General features: G+C 73.7%; 9 protein-coding genes. 1 reads left to right on the top strand and 8 read right to left on the bottom strand.

Features of this window, described 5'->3' with window-relative positions; genetic code table 11:
- Position 1: 1 nt before the first annotated feature.
- Complete coding sequence (locus tag RND61_RS09530; protein WP_315877395.1) at positions 2-7,246, bottom strand: non-ribosomal peptide synthetase; 7,245 nt, start codon at positions 7,244-7,246, stop codon at positions 2-4.
- A 475-nt stretch (positions 7,247-7,721) separates the two neighbouring features.
- The gene (locus tag RND61_RS09525) at positions 7,722-10,559 is read right to left on the bottom strand and encodes a BTAD domain-containing putative transcriptional regulator (RefSeq protein ID WP_315877394.1); all 2,838 of its coding nucleotides are present in this window, start codon (positions 10,557-10,559) and stop codon (positions 7,722-7,724) included.
- Between the two features lie 97 nt (positions 10,560-10,656).
- On the opposite strand from RND61_RS09525, the gene RND61_RS09520 reads away from it, so the two are divergent.
- Positions 10,657-12,237, top strand: a complete 1,581-nt coding sequence (locus RND61_RS09520; protein WP_315877393.1) for an MFS transporter — start codon at positions 10,657-10,659, stop codon at positions 12,235-12,237.
- 81 nt (positions 12,238-12,318) lie between these two features.
- Here RND61_RS09520 and RND61_RS09515 read toward each other — a convergent pair whose 3' ends face one another.
- The 6 genes from RND61_RS09515 to RND61_RS09490 all read right to left on the bottom strand — a co-directional run bounded on the left by RND61_RS09515 (position 12,319) and on the right by RND61_RS09490 (position 19,213).
- The gene (locus tag RND61_RS09515) at positions 12,319-13,182 is read right to left on the bottom strand and encodes a LysR family transcriptional regulator (protein ID WP_315877392.1); all 864 of its coding nucleotides are present in this window, start codon (positions 13,180-13,182) and stop codon (positions 12,319-12,321) included.
- Between the two features lie 1,896 nt (positions 13,183-15,078).
- Positions 15,079-15,879 (bottom strand): endo alpha-1,4 polygalactosaminidase, encoded by an 801-nt coding sequence (locus tag RND61_RS09510; RefSeq protein WP_315877391.1) that lies wholly within the window; start codon positions 15,877-15,879, stop codon positions 15,079-15,081.
- The gene (locus RND61_RS09505) at positions 15,876-16,538 is read right to left on the bottom strand and encodes a spherulation-specific family 4 protein (protein WP_315877390.1); all 663 of its coding nucleotides are present in this window, start codon (positions 16,536-16,538) and stop codon (positions 15,876-15,878) included. Before RND61_RS09505 ends, RND61_RS09510 begins: the two co-directional genes overlap by 4 nt.
- Positions 16,535-17,461: an NAD-dependent epimerase/dehydratase family protein gene (locus RND61_RS09500; RefSeq protein ID WP_315877389.1), complete on the bottom strand. Its 927-nt coding sequence runs from the start codon at positions 17,459-17,461 to the stop codon at positions 16,535-16,537. The genes RND61_RS09505 and RND61_RS09500 overlap by 4 nt, the downstream gene beginning before the upstream one ends.
- Positions 17,462-17,467: 6 nt before the next feature.
- Positions 17,468-18,181 carry a nucleotidyltransferase family protein gene (locus tag RND61_RS09495; RefSeq protein ID WP_315877388.1) on the bottom strand — a complete coding sequence of 238 codons (714 nt, stop codon included), beginning with the start codon at positions 18,179-18,181 and terminating at the stop codon, positions 17,468-17,470.
- A 30-nt stretch (positions 18,182-18,211) separates the two neighbouring features.
- The gene (locus RND61_RS09490) at positions 18,212-19,213 is read right to left on the bottom strand and encodes a GDP-mannose 4,6-dehydratase (protein ID WP_315877387.1); all 1,002 of its coding nucleotides are present in this window, start codon (positions 19,211-19,213) and stop codon (positions 18,212-18,214) included.
- Between the last annotated feature and the right edge of the window lie 53 nt (positions 19,214-19,266).

Genomic DNA, 19,266 nt, shown 5'->3' with positions numbered 1-19,266 from the left:
GTCAGCGCTGCCCGCTTTCGCTCGTCTGGAGTCGGATGGTCCCGAGCACCGTGCCGACGATGTCGGACACGCGCGGTTCCTCCATGATCGTGAGGTGGTCGCCCTCGACCTCGACCACCGAGAGGCGGCCGGCGGTCCGCTCCCGCCATCCGTTGGTCGGGTCGGCGTGCATGCTGTCGATGGCGGTGTGCATCTCCAGCAGGACGCCGGGCAGCGGATCGCGGGCCCGGATGAGCACCATGTCGTAGTCCACGACGCCGGGCCGGTAGGCGAAGGCCGCGCGCCAGTTCGCCTCGTAGACCCGGAACAGCCGGCGTACGACGGCGTCGCCGCTGCCCGCGGGCAGCACGCCCTCGTCGATGGCCAGCTTGGTCATGAACGCGAACTTCTCGTCCAGCGTGGTCAGGCCGGGCGGCAGGAGGTCCCCGGCCGTGGCGCTGCCGTGCTGGAGCCAGAGCAGCTCCCAGAAGAACCAGCCGAGCAGGGCCTCGTCGTCGGTCCACGGCCGCCGCCCCGGGTTGAGCGCCGTCGTGTCCAGCAGGATCAGCGACCCGACGCTCTCCCCGGCGGCGTGGAGCTGGCGGGCCATCTCGAAGGCGACGAACCCGCCGAAGGACCAGCCGCCGATGTGGTACGGCCCGGTCGGCTGGACCCGGCGCATCGCCTCGATGTAGTTGGCCGCGAGCCGCTCGATGCCGCGCACCGGTTCCGTGCCGACGTCCGCCCCGGCCGCCTGGAAGGCGTAGAAGGGCTGGTCCTCCGGCAGGTGCTTGGCGAACGGCATGTAGCACAGCACGTTGCCGCCCATGGGGTGCGCGAAGAACAGCGGGGGCCGGGTGCCCTGCGGCCGGATCGCCACCAGCGGGTCGAACCCGGTCGTCGCGGTGCCCGCCGAGCGGAGCCGTTCGGCCAGCTCGGCCACGGTCGGCGCCACGATGAAGTCCGACAGCGGAACCACGGTGCCGAACCGTTCCTCCATGAGGACGACGAGGCGCATCGCCGTGATCGAGGTGGCGCCGAGGTCGAACAGGTTGTCGTGCACGCCCACCTCGGGGATCTGGAGCAGGTCGGCCAGCATCTCCGCGAGGGCCCGCTCGTGGGCGTCCCGCGGGGCGACGCGGCCGGTCCGCTCCTCGTGGGCCAGCGGCATCTCGCGCAGCGCGGCCTCGTCGCGCTTGCCGTTCGGCGTGAGCGGGACGGCGGGCAGCCAGGCGAAGTGCGTGGGCACCATGTACTCCGGCAGCTTCGCGCGCAGGTGCCGCCGCAGCCCGTCCAGGTCCGCGCGCTCGGCGTCGCCGACCAGGAAGGCCGCGAGGAAGGCGTCGCCGGCCGCGTTGCGCCGGGCGACCACGGCGATGTCGGTGATCGCGTCGGGGTCGCCCGCCGCGGCCTCGGCGGCGACCAGCTCGACCTCCGCCGGTTCGACCCGGTAGCCGCGGATCTTGACCTGCCGGTCGGCGCGGCCGAGGCAGACCACGTTCCCGTCGGGCAGCACCATGCCGACGTCACCGGTCCGGTAGAGCAGCCCGTCCCCGGCCGGGTCGGGCACGAACCGTTCTTCCGTCAGGTCCGGCCGCCCGGCGTAGCCGCTGGCCAGACCGGCTCCGCCGATGTAGATCTCGCCCCGGCACCCGACCGGGACCGGGCGCATCCCCGTGTCCAGGACCAGCAGCCGGGCCCCGTGGATGGGCTGCCCGACCGGAGGCAGCGCGGGGAAGGTCCCCGGCTCGCCGGTCATCTCGTAGAACGCCGCGGCGTGGGTCTCGGTGGGACCGTAGTGGTTGTCGAGCACGAGGTCCTTCAGGGAGGCGCAGAAGCGGCGGATCTCGTCCGTCATCCGGAACTGCTCGCCCGAGGAGCACAGCACGCGCAGGCTCCGCGGCACCAGGCCGAGGGCGTTGGACGCCTCCGCCAGTTGCTGGAGGGCCACGTAGGGCAGGTGCATGCGCTCCACGCGCTCCCGGTCCATCAGCCGCAGCAGTCCGGGCATGTCCCGCCGCAGCTCCTCCTCGATGACGACCAGCGTGCCGCCGCCGCACAGCGTGGAGTACAGCTCCTGGAACGAGACGTCGAAGCTGAGCGGGGCGTACTGCAGGGTCCGGCCGCCCTCGGCGGTGCTGGGGATCCCGTTCTGCCAGGCCACCAGGTTGGACATCGAGCGGTGCGGCGCCGACACGCCCTTCGGCCGTCCCGTGGAGCCCGAGGTGAACAGCAGGTACACCTCGTCGTCCTCGGAGATCTCCGGCAGCTCGGCCGTGCGGTCGGTGTCGGCCAGCGAGTCGTAGGAGACCATCCGGACCCTGGGCTCCAGGAGGTCCCGGTGCTCGGCGTCGACGACGACGCAGGCCGGCCCGCCCTGCTCGATCATGGCCCGCAGCCGGTCCACCGGATAGGCGGTGTCCAGCGGCATGGTCGAGCACCCGGCCTTCGCGGTGCCCAGCATCGCGGCGACGGTCTGCGGCGACCGCCCCATGGCGATGCCCACGCGGTCGCCGGGGCGCACACCGGCGTCCAGCAGGCCGGCGGCGACCCGGGTGGCGATCCGGTCCAGCTCCGCGTAGGTCCACGTCAGGCCGTCGGAGACGACCGCCTCCGCCTGCGGCGAGCGGCGCGCCTGGGCCTCGAAGGCGCGCACCACGTTCGTGCGGGGCCGCTCGGTCCGCGGGGCCCGGGGGGCGGGGGCGAGGAAACCGAACTCGACGGCGTCGTCCGGGTGCTCGGCGATCTCGCGCAGGATCCGGACGTACGCGTCGGTGTACAGCCGCCCCTGCGCGGGGGTGAACGTCCGGCCGGAAAAGTCCAGGCGAAGCCGGATGCCCTCGTCCACCGGGTCGACCATGGCGTTGACGACCAGGGAGAAGTTGGTCTCCTCCCAGACCGCGAAGCCGCGGTCGTCGATCCCCGGCGTCCGGAAGACCTCACCGAGCTGACGGAAGTGGATGAAGTTGAACAAGGTGTCGACCAGTGACGGACGGCCGAGATCGTCCTGGATGACCGCGAGCGGCACCCGCCGGTGCGGGTAGCTCTCCCGTTCCCGGTCCACCACGTGCCGCACGACGTCGAACCACGCGTCCGCCTCCGCGGTGAGCCGCAGGGGCAGGGTGTTGAGGAAGAGGCCACAGGTGCGCTCGGCGCCGTCGACGTCCGGCCTGCCGTGGGTCACCAGACCGGTGGTGACGTCCGTCTGCCCGGAGAAGGCGCGCAGCAGCAGGACGTGCGCGGCGAACAGGACCGCCTTCACCGGAACCCGCCGGTCGCGGGCGGTGGCGCGCACGGCCTCGGCGAGGTCGGCGGGCAACCGCAGGTCGTACTCCGTCCGCTCGTCCGTCCCGGGCGCCTCGTGGGGGCGGAAGCTCTCCAGGTGCGGCTGCGTCGCGCCGGCGAGCTCGGCCCGCCAGTAGGCCCGGCTCGCCTCCGCGTCGATGGCCGCGCGCTCCTCGGCGACGTGCAGCGCGGCCGAGGGCGGCACGACGTCCGGTACCGGCTCCAGGTCCAGCCCCAGCAGGTGCCCGTAGTCCCGCAGGAGCTCGGACACGAGGTTGGCGACGCTGCCGCCGTCGAGGATGGCGTGGTGGAAGCTGAAGACCAGCTCGACCGTGTCGGGCAGGACGAACGCGCGGAAGTGGTACAGCGGCGCCCGGTCGAACCGGTAGTCGTACCGGCGCCGCTGCGCGACGTGCTCGCCGATGGCGGCCTCGGCCCCCTCGACGGACGCGCCCCGCAGGTCGTCGACGTCCAGCCCGCCCTCGACGGTGGAGTGGACGATCTGGAGCGGCTCGGAGTACCCGGCGAGGGCGAACGACGACCGCAGCACCGGATGGCGCCGGACGAGGCGGTCGAAGGCCGTCCGGAACGCCGCCTCCTCCCACGGCATGGCCAGGCTGTACCGGAAGACGTCCTTGTACGTCGCCGAGTCCTGCTTCTCGCGGCTGTGGAACAGCAGGCCGAGCTGGAGCCGGGTGACCGGGTAGGCGTCCTCGTACGTCTCCAGGCGGGCCCGGTCCACGTGGGAGACCAGGCCGAAGGGGCGCAGCGCGGCGGAGGCGGTCCGGTCGTCGGGCCCCGCGGCCGCCGAGATCTCGGCGCACTCCGCCAGGGCCGCCACGGTGGGGTTGCGGACGAAGTCGTCCATCGTGAACCGGATGCCGGCCTTCTCCGCCAGCGCCCGCACCCGGAGCATGCTGATCGAGTCGCCGCCGATCACGAAGTAGTCCGTGTGGACGCCGACCCGGTCGGTGCCGAGCACCTGCGCCCAGATGTCGGCGAGCACGGCCTCGTGGGTGTTGCGCGGCGCGTCGTCCCCGTCGTCGGGCGCGCCGATCGACGGGGCGGGCAGCGCCTTGCGGTCGACCTTGCCGTTGGGGGTGAGGGGGAGGCGGTCGAGCCGTTCGAAGTACGACGGGATCATGTAGCCGGGCAGCACGTCGCCGAGGGCCGACCGCAGGCGGCCCGGGTCGAGGTCGCCGTCGGCCGTGCAGTAGGCGACGAGGACCGGGCCCCGCCCGCCGCCGGGCCGGTGGTCGACGACCACGGCGTCGCGGATGCCGTCCAGGGCGACCAGCGCGTTCTGCACCTCGCCCAGTTCGACCCGGTTGCCGCGGATCTTCACCTGGTCGTCGGACCGGCCCAGGTACTCGATGGTGCCGTCGGCGAGCAGGCGGGCCAGGTCCCCGGTGCGGTAGAGGCGGCCACCGGGGCTGAAGGGGTCCTCGACGAAGCGCTCGGCGGTGAGTTCGGGGCGGTTGAGGTAACCGCGGGCGACCTGGACACCGCCGATGTGCAGCTCGCCCGGAACGCCGACGGGCTGGAGGCGGCCGTGCCGGTCGAGCACGTAGAGCGTGGTGTTCTCCACCGGGCGGCCGATGGGCACGCGGGTGACCGGCCCGTGGGACGCGGGCGGGCAGTCGAAGTAGGTCACGTCGACCGCGGCTTCGGTGGGGCCGTAGAGGTTGACCAGGCGGGGCGCGTCGCCGTCACCGAAGATCCGGTTGAACTGGGCGACCCGCTCCGGCGGCAGCGCTTCGCCGCTGCAGAAGACGGAGCGCAGCGAGCCGGCGCCGCCGAGGCGGTCCGGGCCGTCCTCCAGCAGGTCGAGGAACGGGCCGAGCATCGAGGGCACGAAGTGGATCACGCTCACCCGGTGTTCGCGTATGACGCGCGCGAGCTGCTCGGGGTCCTTCTCCCCGCCCGGCGGCAGCAGCACCACCCGGGCGCCCTGGACGGCCCACCACAGCAGCTCCCACACGGAGACGTCGAACGAGATGGGCGTCTTCTGGAGCAGCGTGTCGCCCGGACCGATCGGGTAGCGGCGCTGCATCCACATCAGCCGGTTGCCCACGGCGTGGTGCTCGACCATGACGCCCTTGGGGCGGCCGGTGGAACCGGAGGTGTAGATGACGTAGGCGACGTCGTCGGAGCGCGAGGTCCGGCCGAGCGGCTCGGCGGAACCGCGGTACAGGTCGGAGATCCGGAGCACCGGGGCGTCGGTGGGCGGCTCCTCGCCGCCGCTCCCGCCGCGCAGGACCAGCTTCGCCCGGCAGTCCTCCAGGAGCAGCCGGATCCGCGCGGACGGGTAGCCGGGGTCGACGGGCACGTAGGCGCCGCCCGCCTTGAGGATGCCGAGGAGGCCGGGGAGCAGCTCCGGGCCGCGCTCCGCGAGGATGGCGACGCGTTCGCCGGGGCCGACCCCCCGCTCGCGCAGGGCCCGCGCCACCTGGTTGGACAGCCGGTCGAGCTCGGCGAAGGTCAGCGTGGTGCCGGAGCCGTCGTCGACCACGGCCGTCAGGTCCGGGGTGCGCGCCGCCTGCTCGGCGAAGAGCTGGTGCAGCGTCTTCTCCCGCGGGTAGGGCACCAGGGCGCCCTGGCGGCGCCGCACGATGTCCTCGTACTCGTCGTCGGTCAGCATGGGGAGCTCCGCGACCGGCAGGTCCCGCAGGTCGAGGCCGCGGCGCAGGAGCTGCTCGACGTGCCCGGCCAGCGCCTCCGCGGTGAGGTGCCCGTCGAACACGTCGTCGGCGTAGTCCAGGTCGACGCGCAGACCGGGCTCGTCCTCGAACGCCTGCACCATGACGGACAGGGCGTTGGCGGCGTGGACCGGGGCCATGACGGTGGTGGTCCGGGCCACTCCCGGGATCTCCGCGGGCCGGGGGAAGCGCAGGTAGGAGACGGTGACGTCGAACAGCCGGCGGCTGTCGGCACCCCGCGCGGGCGCCTCCCGGAGGATCTCGCCGAACGGGAGCCGCTCGTGCTCCTTGAGCTCGTCGACCAGCGCGCGGACGCGTTCGGCGAGGTCGACCAGGGACGGGTCGCCCTCCACCGGGATGCGCAGCGGCAGGTTGTTGGCGAACTGACCGACGGTCGCGCGCTCCTCGTCGGTCCGGCGGTTCAGGAAGGGCACGCCGAGCACGACCTCGTTCTCCTGGTGGATCCGCCCGAGGCACACCGCGAACGCCGAGAGCAGGTAGGCGAAGGGGGAGGCCCCGGCGTCGAGGATGCGCCCGACGAGCGCCTCGTCGACGGAGAAGGAGTACCGGCCGCGGCCGGGCGGCGTCGTTCCGGAACGCGAGAAGAGCGCGGGCGCGACCCCCGCCAGGTATTTCCGGTAGAAGGCGCGGTCGTTTTCGCTGTCCGCGTCGTCGGACGGCGCGTTGAACTCCTGAATGGATTTCCAGTACGAAGGCGAATCGGCCTGCCGCGCCGGAGCCGCCGCGTTTTCCCGGTCGGCCGGAGCGTCATTTCGCCCCGCCGCGCGGGCACGGTAGTCGGAAAGGATCCGCAAGGTCATCGTGTTCAGCGCCCAGGCGTCGGTCACGATGTGGTGCGAGGTCAGGACGAGGTGGACGGCGGCCGGCCCCTCGATGAGCACAGCGGCCCGGAACAACGTCCCGCCCCGGACGTCCAGCGGCCGGCCCAGCTCCTGTTCGCACCAGATCCGCACGGCGTCGGCGGGATCCGGCTCACCGGAGAGGTCGACGCTCTCGTACGACGGCGTCCACTCCTCCGGCGCGTCGGAGGCGGGCCAGACACGGGGGACCCCCTCGCCGTCCTCGCCGAACCGCAACCGGAAGGCGTCGTGCTCGCGCACCGCACGGACCAGGCACGCGCCGAGCAGTTCCCGGTCCACGGCGCCCTCCAGCCGCTCGTGGACCAGTACGTTGAATTGGCAATTCCCTGGTGTGCGCGCTTCGGCCGCCCAGATGTCGCGCTGGTAGCCGGTCAATTCGAGGGCCTTGGATTCAGCTGCCATCCCCACTGAATTCCGCTCCTTCGCCTGTCATTCGTACGCGAATAAACAACGGCTCCGGTCAGGCTAGATGAGAGGTGTTTCATGCGGCTACTACGTGATCGAGTAGGGCATTCAGGTGAATGCGTAGGGGCCCGGCCGCCGTGCCGCGCGAGGATCGGGACCGCGTCCCGCGCGGTGCGGGCCGGTGCGGTCGGGGTCCGTCCGCGTGCGGGCGCCGGGGCGTGGAGCGCCGGCCGTGGGAGCACGGCTCCGTACGGGTGGGGTGGACCGGCCGGCGCCCCGCCGCCGGCCGCGGACGCGACGACCGCGCCGGTGGGGACACGACGGTCGTGCGGGCGGGGACACGACGGTCGTGCCGGTGGGGTCACGAGGGCCGCGTCAGCGCGATCACGACGGCCGCGCGCCGGTCGCGGGGCCCGCCGGGCCCGGCGGGCCCCGCCACCCGTCCCGGTGGAGGGGCAGCGCACGGGCCCGGTCAGGCCCGGGCGACGAGGTCCAGCTCCGCCAGCGCGGCCGCGGCGTCGGCGGCGTGGCCCGAGGAGTGGCTCTTGGCCAGCGCCCGGTTCAGGTGGCGTCTGGCGGCCTCCCGGTCGCCGCGGAGACGTGCGGCGAGCCCCAGGCCGATCTCGGCACGGACCTCGCCCCGGCTGTAGGCCCGTTCGGCCGACACGGACAGCGCCCGCTCGTACAGTTCCGTCGCCCGCCGGGCGTGGCCGCCCGCCAGGGCGGTCTTGCCGAGCCAGGTCAGCGCCTCGACGACCTCGGTCCACAGCCCGAGTTCCTCGGCCACCACGAGGCCCTCCCGGTGCAGCCGCTCCGTCCGCGCGTGGTCGCCGTCGCGTTCGGCCGTGAGCGCCAGGGCCCGGGTGGCCCGGAGCTGGCCCCAGCGGTCGCCGACCTCGTGGAACAGCGCGGCCCCCAGCTCCGCGTGGGACTCGCCCCGGGCCGGGGCGTGGCCCGCCAGCTCGACCAGCGCCGCGGCCTCGCCCCAGCGGTCCCCGGCGGCGCGCGCGCCGGCCAGGCTCGCCTCCACCAGCCGCCGCCCCTCGCGGTGGTGCCCGTGGCCGGTCAGACCGGTGCCGACGAACCACTGCAACCGGGCCCGCAGCACGGGCTGGTCGACGCCGGCCGTCGGGTCCTCACCCGCCGGGACCGGTGTCGTGCCGGTCGACGACGTGCGCAGCTCGATGCCGGTCAGCCAGGCCCGCGCCGCCAGGCGCGCGGCCGGGGCGGCCCCGCCGTCGGCGGCCAGCGCGGCCTGGAGCGACCTGCGGGCCTCGGTGAGCCGCCCGCGCAGGAACCAGTACCACGTCAGCGCGTTCACCAGCCGTACCGCGCATCCGGCGGCGTCCCCGGCGACCGCGAGGTCGAGGGCGCGGCGCAGGTTGACCGTTTCCGCGTCCAGGCGCTCCAGGCAGCGCCGCTGGTCCGGGCCGCGCAGCCGCTCGCTCTCCCGCTCGGCCAACTCGGTGTAGCACCGTACGAACCGCGCCCGGACGGCAGTCTCCTCGCCCGACTCCGCCAGCCGTTCGGCGCAGTACGCGGCCACCGACTCCAGCAACCGGAACCGGTTCGCCTCACGGACCACCAGCGAGCGGTCCACCAGCCGGGACAGCAGGTCGGGCACCCGCTCGGCGCTCAGGTCCCGGTCGGCGCAGACCGCCTCGGCGGACGGCAGGGTGCAGCCGTCCGCGTGCACGGCGAGGCGCCGCAGCACGGTCCGCTCGTCCGCGGTCAGCAGCTGCCAGCTCCAGTCGAGCATGCTCCGCAGCGTCTGCTGCCGGGCCGGGAGCCCCCGCACCCGGACGTCGGGCGGGGTGAACCGGTCGTCCAGGGAGGCGGCGAGCTCGGCCGGGCTCAGCGCGCGCAATCGGGGCGCCACGAGTTCCAGGGCGAGCGGGATGCCGTCGAGGCGGCGGCAGATGGCGGAGACGGCAGCCGCGTTGTCCGCGTCGAGGGCGAAGCCGGGCGCCGCCGCCGCCGCCCGCGCCACGAACAGCTCGACGGCGCTGGACCGGGCGACCACCTCCGGGTCGGTGTGCTCCGGCAGCGCCAGCGGGGGCACCGGATGCACCACCTCGCCGGGGATGTCGAGGGCTTCCTGACTGGTGACCAGCAGGTGCCCCGCGGGCACCGCCGACAGGACGGCACCGGCGAGCACGGCGACCGGCTCGACGAGGTGCTCGCAGTTGTCCAGCAGGATCAGCAGGTGCTTGTCGGCCACCGCCTGGCACAGCCAGCCCACCAGGTCGTCGAGGTCCGGCTCGGTCGCCGCGGTGTCGCACAGGCCCAGCGTCGTGATGACCCGCTCGGCGATGTCGTCCGGGGTGGACGCGGCTCCCAGACCGGCCAGTTCGACCAGCCACACGCCGTCGGTGAATCGTTCGGCCATGTCGCGCGCCGCGGCGATCGCCAGCCGCGTCTTGCCCACTCCGCCCAGACCGGTGAGCGTGACGAGGCGGGTGTCCGCACCCGGGCCCAGCCGCGCCCGCACCTGGTCCACCGCCTTCCGTCGGCCGATCAGCGGGGTCAGCGGCGCGGGCAGGTTGGTACGGCACGACAGCGGCGCGACGGCGGGCGCGGCCAGCCGCGGCTCCTGGCGCAGGATCGCCTCGTGCAGCGCGGAGATCGCCGGACCGGGCGACGCCCCCAGCTCCTCCGCCAGCTGGCGCCGCAGTTCCTGGAAGCTCTGCAGCGCGTCGCCCTGCCGCCCGGCCCGGTACAGGGCGCGCATGTGGACCATGCGCAGTCGTTCGCGCAGCGGATGCCGCGATACGAGTTCTCCCAGCTCCGCCGCCAGCGACGTGTGCTCGCCCAGCGTCAGCCGCACCTCGGCCTGGTCCTCGACGACGGAGAGGCGCAGCTCCTCCAGCCGGGCGATCTCACCGCGGGCGAACAGGGACTCGGCCACATCGGCGTAGGCCGGGCCCCGCCACAACGCGAGCGCGTCGGCGAACAGGTCCCCCTTCACCGCCGGCTCCTCCTGGGCGCGGGCGCGCTCGGCCAGTTCCTGGAACCGCAGCGCGTCCACCACGCCGTCCGCGAGCAGCAGCCGGTAGCCGGCGGGCTCGCGGACCACCTGGTCCCGCCCGAGCACGCGGCGGAGCTGGGAGACCTTGGTCTGCAACGTGTTGGCCGACCCGCCCGGCGGGTTGCCCGCCCACAGGTCGTCGATCAGGCGGTCCGCCGGGACCGGTCCGCCCCCGTGGATCAGCAGGTTCGCCAGCAGGGCGCGCACTTTCGCTTCGGGGACCTTGATCGGCCGCCCCTCGGCGTCCCAGACGGCCAGCGGGCCGAGCACCCCGTAACGCATGGTCGCAGTGTATAGCCGAGCGACCGTCAGGAAATCGTGCGTGACGACCGGCATGGTGGCGGGGCACGTTCTCGAACTCGAAACGCAGGGGAGTGCCATGAGCACAACGACCGTACGCAGGGCCGGGGCGCGGGAGTGGGGAGGCCTGGCCGTCCTCTCGCTGCCCACCGTGCTGCTGGGCCTCGACGTCACCGTGCTGTACCTCACCCTCCCGTCGCTGGCGGAGGACCTGCGCCCGAGCGGTACCGAAGAGCTGTGGATCATGGACGCCTACGGCTTCCTGATCGCCGGCTTCCTGATCACCATGGGCACGCTGGGCGACCGGATCGGCCGCCGCAAGCTGCTGATGCTCGGTGCCGCCGCCTTCGGGGCCGTCTCCGTGCTGGCCGCCTACTCCACCAGCGCCGAGATGCTCATCGCCGCGCGCGCGGCGCTGGGGATCGCCGGTGCCACGCTGATGCCGTCCACCCTGGCGCTGATCAGCAACATGTTCACCGACCAGCGCCAGCGCTCACTGGCCATCGGCGTCTGGGCGACGAGCTTCGCGCTCGGCATGGCGCTCGGGCCGGTGGTCGGCGGCGTGATGCTGGACCACTTCTGGTGGGGTTCGGCGTTCCTCCTCGCCGTCCCGGTCGCGGTCGTGCTGCTGGTGGCCGCGCCGGTCCTGATCCCCGAGTACCGGGCGCCGCACAGCGGCCGGTTCGACCTGCTCAGCGTCGCGCTGTCGCTGATCGCGATCCTGCCGGTGATCTACGCGGTGAAGCGGTTCGCCAAGGACGGCTTCGACGTTCCCACGATCGCCGCCACGGTGATCGGCCTGGTCTTCGGGGTGCTGTTCGTGCGGCGTCAGGGCCGGCTGGCGAGCCCGCTGCTCGACGTGCGCCTCTTCACCAACCGCACGTTCAGCGCCGCGCTGAGCGTCCTGCTCGTCGGTCTCGTGGGCGTCGGCGGCTCGATGCTGCTGATCACCCAGCAGCTCCAGCTCGTGGAGGAGCTGCCCCCCGTCGAGGCGGGCCTGTGGATGGGGCCGCCCGCGCTGCTGATGTTCCTGGCCGCGATCGGGGCGCCGCTGGTCGCGCGCCGTGTGCCGCCGGGGATCGTGGTGGCCGCCACCCTGGCGCTGTCCATGGTCGGGTACGTGCTGCTCACCCTGGTCGACGCCTCGGGCGGCATCGCCCTGATGGTGATCGGTTTCGGCCTCGTCTACCTCGGACTGGGGGCGATCGCGGCCCTGGGCACGGACCTGGTGGTCGGGGCCGCGCCGCCGGAGAAGGCCGGTTCGGCCTCGGCGATGTCGGAGACCGTGCAGGAGCTCGGCCTCGCCCTGGGCGTGGCGATCCTGGGCAGCCTGGCCACCGCGGTCTACCGCAACCGGATCGACGACCAGATCCCCGCCGGTACGCCGTCCGAGGTGGCCGACGTGGCGGGCGACAGCCTCGCCGGCGCGGCCTCGTCGGCACACCGGATGCCCGAGGGCTGGCTCGACCAGGCCAAGGAGGCGGCCACCTCCGGGCTGAACACCGCGATGCTCGTCGCCGCGGTGTGCACCCTGGTGCTGTCGTTCCTCTCCGCCGTCGTGCTGCGACACGTCGGCATCATCGGGGGCGACGAGCCCGGGGCCGACGCGGCCGTACCGGTGGAGCCCTCCGAGTCGGAGCTCTCCAAGTCGGAGGTCTGACCGCGGCGGACCCGGCACCCGCCGCCCGTCGGCGGGCGGGGACGCCGGGGCCGGTGGGCGGCGCGGGGCCCCGGCCCCCGGTTACTCGGTGACCTCCGCCACCACGTTCCGCGCCAGCCGGATGAAGGAGCGCAGCGCCGGATGCTGATTGTTGGACGCCCAGACCAGGTAGACCGGCACGGGTGGGGCGTCGCGAATGGGGAGGTATCTGATCTCCGCGTGCGGGTGCATCCAGGCGGTGGAGGCCGGGGTCACGCCGATCCCGACACCGGCGGCGATGTAGGTCTGCCAGTCGTCGATGGTGTCCACCTCCACCGCCACCACGGGTTGCCTGCCGTCCTGCCACAGGTCGAGGTTGGTGGTGCCCGAGAACGAGTTGATCACCAGCGGGTAGTCGGCGAGGTCCGGCAGCCGGATCTCGTCCCTCTCGGTGAGCGGGTTGTCCACCGACACGGCGACGACCCGGGGCTCCCTCACGAGGAGTTCCTCGTGGAGGCTCCGGCGCCGGGCGTGGGTGCGCATGATGGCCACGTCCGACAGGCCGCTGGTGAGCCCGCCCGCGGGGTCGTCGACCCGCTTCAGGCGCACCAGCACGTCCGGGTTCATCTCCTGCCACCGGCGCAGTATCTCGCTGGTGTACACGCCGGCGGCGGACCAGGCGTACCCGACGCGCAGGGCGCGCACCTGGTGCAGGTCCGAGCACATGGCGTCGTCGAACGCGGTGACGGCGGCGTCGGCCTTGGCGCAGAACATCTTCCCGGCCACCGTGGGCTGCACCCCTTCCGCGGAGCGCTCCAGCAGGGGTTGCTTCACGTGGCGTTCCAGCTCCGCGAGCCTGCGGGACACCGCGGACTGGGCCATGTGCAACCGGGTGGCGGCCTTCGAGATGCTGCCCTCGTCGATCGCCATGAGGAACGTTCTCAAGTGGTGAATGCCAACAGACATGACGCTGGTCCCTTTCACGAAGGAAGTCGGGGGAGTGCGTGGAAGCCGTCCTGGTGTGAATTCGGTGGGGGTGGGGATCGGTGGTGCGAAATGGCGGGGCCCGGAGATCCGGGTCCGCTGGGGGGAGGGGCGCACCGGCGGTCAGGAGGGCGTTCCGTCAGAGGGCGGCGGGGCCGCCCGGCGGTGGCGCCCACCGTCCGCCGGGCACCCCGCGGACCGCGCACGGCATTGCCGGTCTCCCCATCCGGAAAAGGGGGGAAATCCTCTGTCTCCGACAAGCATTCGGCGTGTCGATTCCCCCGGCTCGGCGCGTTGAAATGACAACCTTGTTCACATTGCCCTTCCAGGTCGCAGGAGGAGCTCCGATCCGCGGATGACGGTCGGCGGATATCGGCGCGCCCGGCGCGGGACCCGCCGGGCCCGACCCTTCCCGGCCGCCGTCTCCGCGGCGCCTTTCCCGAAGCCGTTCACGGGCCCGCGGCGTGCCCGGGGGGCGCGGTGCCGCGCGCCCGCACCGGGTGGAGGCCGTCCGTGCCGCCGGGCCGGCCCGGCGCACCGCGCACGCCGACCCCGGCCGTGGGTGACGGACACGGCCGGGGCGCACCCGCTTCGGCGGGGCCGTACGGTGCGGCGCGCGGGCTCCCCCTCCGCGTTACGGAGCCGATCACGTGCCGTGCCTCCCCGTACGCGCCGGCCTGTGCCCTGCTCGTCAGCACGGCCACCACGCCTCACCGGCCCTCGGGACCGCGCCGCCACCGCTTCCGCGCGGGTGCCGGCCGCCGCGGCGGCCTCGCGGGGGTGCGCAGGGGGGCCCGCCCGGGCGATCGCCCGGACGGGCAGGGAGCGGACAGGCGGGGAGGGGACGGGCGGGGAGCGGCGTCGGGGCGCGACGTGGAACCTCTGGAAAGGGGGCGTGCCCGTGCCCGGAGAAGGACCCGGTGAACGGGGTCTCCCCGGGCGGTGCTTTCCGGGAAATCCTGCCGGGTCCGACGTGGTGCCGGGAATGCGCGGGCGCGCGTCCCGTGGCCGGGAATCCGTCTCCCATGGCCGGGGTTGGGTCGTTTTCTCTGCGGGTCCGTGAGACGGCCGCCGCGCACTGGGCATCGCAAAAAAACGGCCGTGAGGCTTTGGCCGAATTCTGTCTTTCCAGGCACGCAGGCCGCATGAGACTTCCCGTAATGGGTGCAGAGTGGACAATGATTATCAGGAAATAGCAGGTGACGGAGTCTCCTTGCCGTTGCCAAATGCCCATGGCGACCACAGTCATCAGTGTGACCGGTGATTTTTCCGGGTTCAACAGCACATCATCGAAGGGCTGATACGTATCTGGCTGAGAGGGTGCGGGCGGGAGCGCGGAGGAATGCGTCAGGTAAGGGGTTTCCCGCAGGTGGAGTACCGGACGCGAGGGCGAAACGGAATGTTTCCCCCGATGGACCGTGCTGTTCCGAGTGGCGGGAAGTGAGCGGCCTCCCCGGGAGACCCTCCCGCGGTCGTCCGGCCGGGGACCACGGGGGACGCCTTCGGTCCCGTCCCGGCCAGAACCGCCTCTGACCTGCGGATACATCGTAGTGAAGGTCCCGCGCCGGGTGACCGGCGAGGAATGCGCCGCCCCCGGCGGGCCCAGGGCGCCCGGAGCGCCCGGAACCGCGCGGGCCGCCCGGAAAACGGCGGCGGTGGGGCGCCGAGGACGACCGGGCAGGTACTCGAGGGCCCGCCCGGCGCGGTGGCCGGCGGGCCACGGCCACGGGTGCGGGCGCGCACGGCCGTGGCCGGGAACGCACCACGGCCACCACGGCCACCACGACTACGGGGAGCCGGCTCGTACGGTGGCCGCGCGTCCTGTCCGGTGCGCCCGGCGAACGGCGGCGCCCCCGGCCCGGCGGGCGGCCCGGCCCGTCAGCAGGGCTCGCGCCAGGCGTCCAGCTCCGGCTTCTTGAGCATCGACGACAGCCGCAGCTTCCGGGCCAGGGGACAGAAGTCGGCGGTGGACCGCGCGTACTCCACGTGGAAGACCGCCTTGCCCGCCGCGACGAACGGTTCGAGCAGGGCGCACTCGCCGTACTGCGCGCACTCCTCGTTGACCGCGAAGTCGAAGTCGTCCACCAGGTCCGGGACCTGGGGCAGGTCGTTCTTGAGGCCCACGGCCAGGCCGCGCTCGTGCGCGATCTCCGCGATCATGCGGTTGTAGCGGATCTGGTCGCGGGCCGTGAGGGGGAAGCCCGTGTCGTGGGCGTAGCCCTCGACCAGGTCCGGTTCCACCGCGTCGAACCCCTTGTCCCGGCACATGTCGAACCGGCGTTCCATGACGGGACGCAGGGCCTCCGTCCGGCGGATGTCCAGCCAGCGCTCGCCCCGCCAGCCGTTGGGCCCGCCCAGCACCGAGCGGGGGAAGGCGTCCCGGTCGGGGCGGAAGTCCTCCCAGGCGCCGACGTTGACGTAGCAGATCACCTTGCGTCCGTCCCGGTGCAGGCGGTCGACGTCCGAGGCGCTGTTCTCGAAGCCGTCGATGTCGTAGACGGGCACGTCGACGGACGGGTCGACCCCGCCGTCGAGCTGCCACTGCCAGGCCAGCCCGGGACGGGGCCGCCACCACGTGCCCCCGGCGCCGAAGTCCCCACCGTCGGGGTCCCCGCCGGAGCACGCGGCGAGGGCCGCCACCAGGGACAGGGCGACCCCCGCGGCCGCGAGCCGCCTCACCGCTCCGCCCCGGCCAGCGCGGGGGTCAGCCGGGACCAGGGGTTGGGCGGTTCGCCCGTCACCGGACCGCACACGGCCGCGCCCCGCTCGCGCGCGGTGCGCACGGCGAGCGGCACGAGCGGCTCGGGCACCCCGTAGACCAGGTGGCACAGCCCCTCGGGGGGATGCCGGGCGGTCCACGCCGGGCGGCTGAACGCCGACACGTACTGGGACCAGTGGCCCTCGAAGGTGACGGTCAGGTCGGCGAGCCGCGCGTAGCCGGGAGCGGGGTGGACCCCCGGGTTGAGGACGACGGGCGAGGCACCGAGGCGGCGCACGGACCGCACCAGGCGGCGGCAGGCCGGCAGCCCGTCCGGCGCGGCGGTCACCCGGTCCAGGAAGCAGCCGTCCACGCCGTACCACTCCCGGTGCCTGCGCAGGTCGTCGGTGACCCCGGCCGGGTCCCGCGCGCCGTAGTCCGTGTCGACGTAACCGAGCAGCCGGGCCCCCGCCGCGCGCAGCGCCCCGGCGGCGGCGGCGAACGCCGGATCCGGGCTGTCGCCGGGCCCGCTGGCGGGGTTGAGCACGACGGCGTGGGTGCGCGCGGCACGGCTGATCAGCCGGTGCCACGCGGCGGGGTCCTCGGCCGGATGGACGTACAGCGGAATCAGCAGGTTCACTGTGCCGCTGCCCCCCCGGCGCTGCGGGACCGTGTGCCGGAGGCCGCCCACAGGGCCTCCAGCGACGACTCCAGGGAGTGCGACGGCCGCCAGCCGAGGGCGTCGCGGGCGGCGGTGATGTCCGAGCACTGCCACGAGACGTCGGCGGACCGCGTGGAGCCGCCCGCGCCCTCCTCCACGATCCGGCCCCGGAACCCGGCCGCGTCCGCCAGCGTCCGCACCACCTCCCGGACCGGGACCGCGCCACCGCCCCCGACGTTGAGGACCGGCGGGAGCGGCCCCGGCGCGGTGACCGCCAGTGCCACCGCCTCCGCCACGTCGCGTACGTCCACGAAGTCGCGGTACGCGGACAGGTCCCCGAGCCGCAGCGTCGCCCCCGGGTCGCGCCCGGCCTTTGCGAGCAGCGCGGCGACCCGGCCGGGCAGCCCCGTGGACGGGGCCCCGGGACCCACCGGATTGCCCACCCTCAGCACCACCGCGTCCAGTCCCGACGCGGTCACCGCCACCGTGCCCGCCAGCTTGGTCGCACCGTACGGGCCGGCCGGACCGGTCGCCCCGGACTCGGTCACCGGCCGGCCGGGGGTGCCGGGCCCGTACTCGGCGGCCGAGCCCAGGTGCACCAGGCGGGCCCGGGGCGCGGCCTCCCGCAGCGCCGCGCACAGCACGGCGGGCCCGCGGGCGTTCACCTCCGCCAGGGTGACGGCGTCGCCGCCGGTCGCGCCCGCGCAGTTGACGACGGCGTCGGGCGCGACCCGGGCCAGCGCGGTCGCGAGCTCCCGTGGGCGCCCGGAGGCGAGGTCGGCGGTGACGTCGGCGGCGGGGGAGCGGCCGCCGAGCAGCACCCGCGCGCCCGGCAGGGCCCGCAGCCGCTCGACGACGTGGCCGCCCAGGTAACCGGTGGCACCGAGGACGAGGATGTGCATGGAAGGTCAGGCTCCCTTGAGCAGAAGCGCCTTGCGGCTGGTGAACTCCGCGTTGGCCCGGTCGTAGTCGTCGGGACGGCCGATGTCCAGCCAGTATCCGTCGAACTCGTAGGCGTGCGGCGGTCGCTGGGCGGCGAGCAGGTCGAGCACCAGCTCGTCGAAGCCCAGCGGCAGCCCGGGCGTGTAGCCGTCGAGGGTGGAGCGGGAGACGCCGTAGACCCCCATGGACACCCGGTAGTCGATGCTGGGCTTCTCGGTGAAGGCGACGACCCGGCTCTGGTCGGTGGTCAGCACCCCGAAGTCGATGTGCACCTTGCGGGCGTAGGTCGCGATGGTCAGCGGCGCGCCCGACGCCTCGTGCCGGCGCAGCACGTCGGCGTAGTCCAGGTCGGTGAGCACGTCGCCGTTCATCACGAGGAAGTGCTCCGGCAGGCGCTCGCGCAGGGTGAGCAGCGGGCCCATGGTGCCCAGCGGGTTCTCCTCGGTGGCGTAGTCGATGTTCATGCCCCACTGGGAGCCGTCGCCGACGTAGGCGCGGATGATCTCGCCGAGGTGGCCGATGGCGATGGTGCAGCGGGTGAAGCCGGCCGTGGAAAGCTGCCGCAGCACGATCTCCAGGATGGCGTGCTGATCGCCGATGGGCACCAGCGGCTTGGGCAGCGCGGTGGTGTACGGCCGCAGCCGGACGCCTTTTCCTCCGGCAAGGATGACTGCGTGCATGGCTTACCTCCTGGGTGCGTGCCGGTCGGGTCAGATGTTGTAGATGCCGGTCTTGTAGCGGGCGAGGTTGGCCGGTTCGCCGAACCACTCCACGGTCCGCGCGAGCCCCTCCTCCAACGTGTGGCCCGGACGCCAGCCGGTCGCAGCGGTCAGCCGGGTGGCGTCGGCGACGAGCCGCATCACCTCGGAGTTGGCGGGCCGCAGGCGCGCGGGGTCCTCGCGGACGTCGAGGGGCGCGTCCATCACCTTGCCGATCAGCGCGACGAGGTCGCCGACGGAGATCTCCCCGCCCGTCCCGGCGTTGAAGGTGCGGCCCACCACCCGCTCCGCCGGTGCCGTGCCCACCGCCAGGAACGCCTGCGCGGTGTCCGCCACGAAGGTGAAGTCCCGGGTGGGGCGCAGGTCGCCGAGGGTGATGGTGCGCTGCCCGGCCGCCACCTGCCCGATGACGGTGGGGATCACCGCGCGCATCGACTGCCGGGGCCCGAAGGTGTTGAACGGCCGCAGCGTCACCACGGGCGTGTCGAAGCTGGCGTGGTAGCTGTCGGTCAGCCGGTCGCCGCCGGCCTTCGAAGCGGCGTACGGCGACTGGGTGTTGATGGGGTGGTCCTCGGTGATCGGCACGGTCTGCGCGGTGCCGTACGTCTCGCTGGTGGAGGTGTGCACCAGGCGCGGGGTGCCCAGCGCGCGCACCGCCTCCAGCACGTTGAGCGTGCCGGTGACGTTGGTGTCCACGTAGCTGTGCGGGGCCTGGTAGGAGTACGGGATCGCGATGAGCGCGGCGAGGTGGTAGGCGCAGTCGGCGCCGTCGAGCAGGCCGCGCACCGAGCCGGGGTCGCGGACGTCGCCGAGGACGATCTCCACCTGGTCCAGGACGTCGGCGGGCAGCGTCTCCAGCCAGCCGTAGGAGGAGAACGAGTTGTACTGGGCCATGGCCCGGACGCGGTGGCCGGAGGCGACGAGCGCCTCGGTGAGGTGGGAGCCGATGAACCCTTCGGCTCCGGTGACGGCGGCGAGTGGTGCGGAGGTCACCTCTGGGTTTCCTTTCGTCGGGTGGTGCGGTGGGCAGGACGCGGGGCTCCGGG

This window comes from Streptomyces tamarix (assembly GCF_032423885.1).
In the GTDB taxonomy this organism is placed as follows: Bacteria; Actinomycetota; Actinomycetes; order Streptomycetales; family Streptomycetaceae; genus Streptomyces; species Streptomyces tamarix.
The sequence above is the reverse complement of the archived record's forward strand: the minus strand, read 5'-3'. Positions and strand labels throughout refer to the sequence as shown.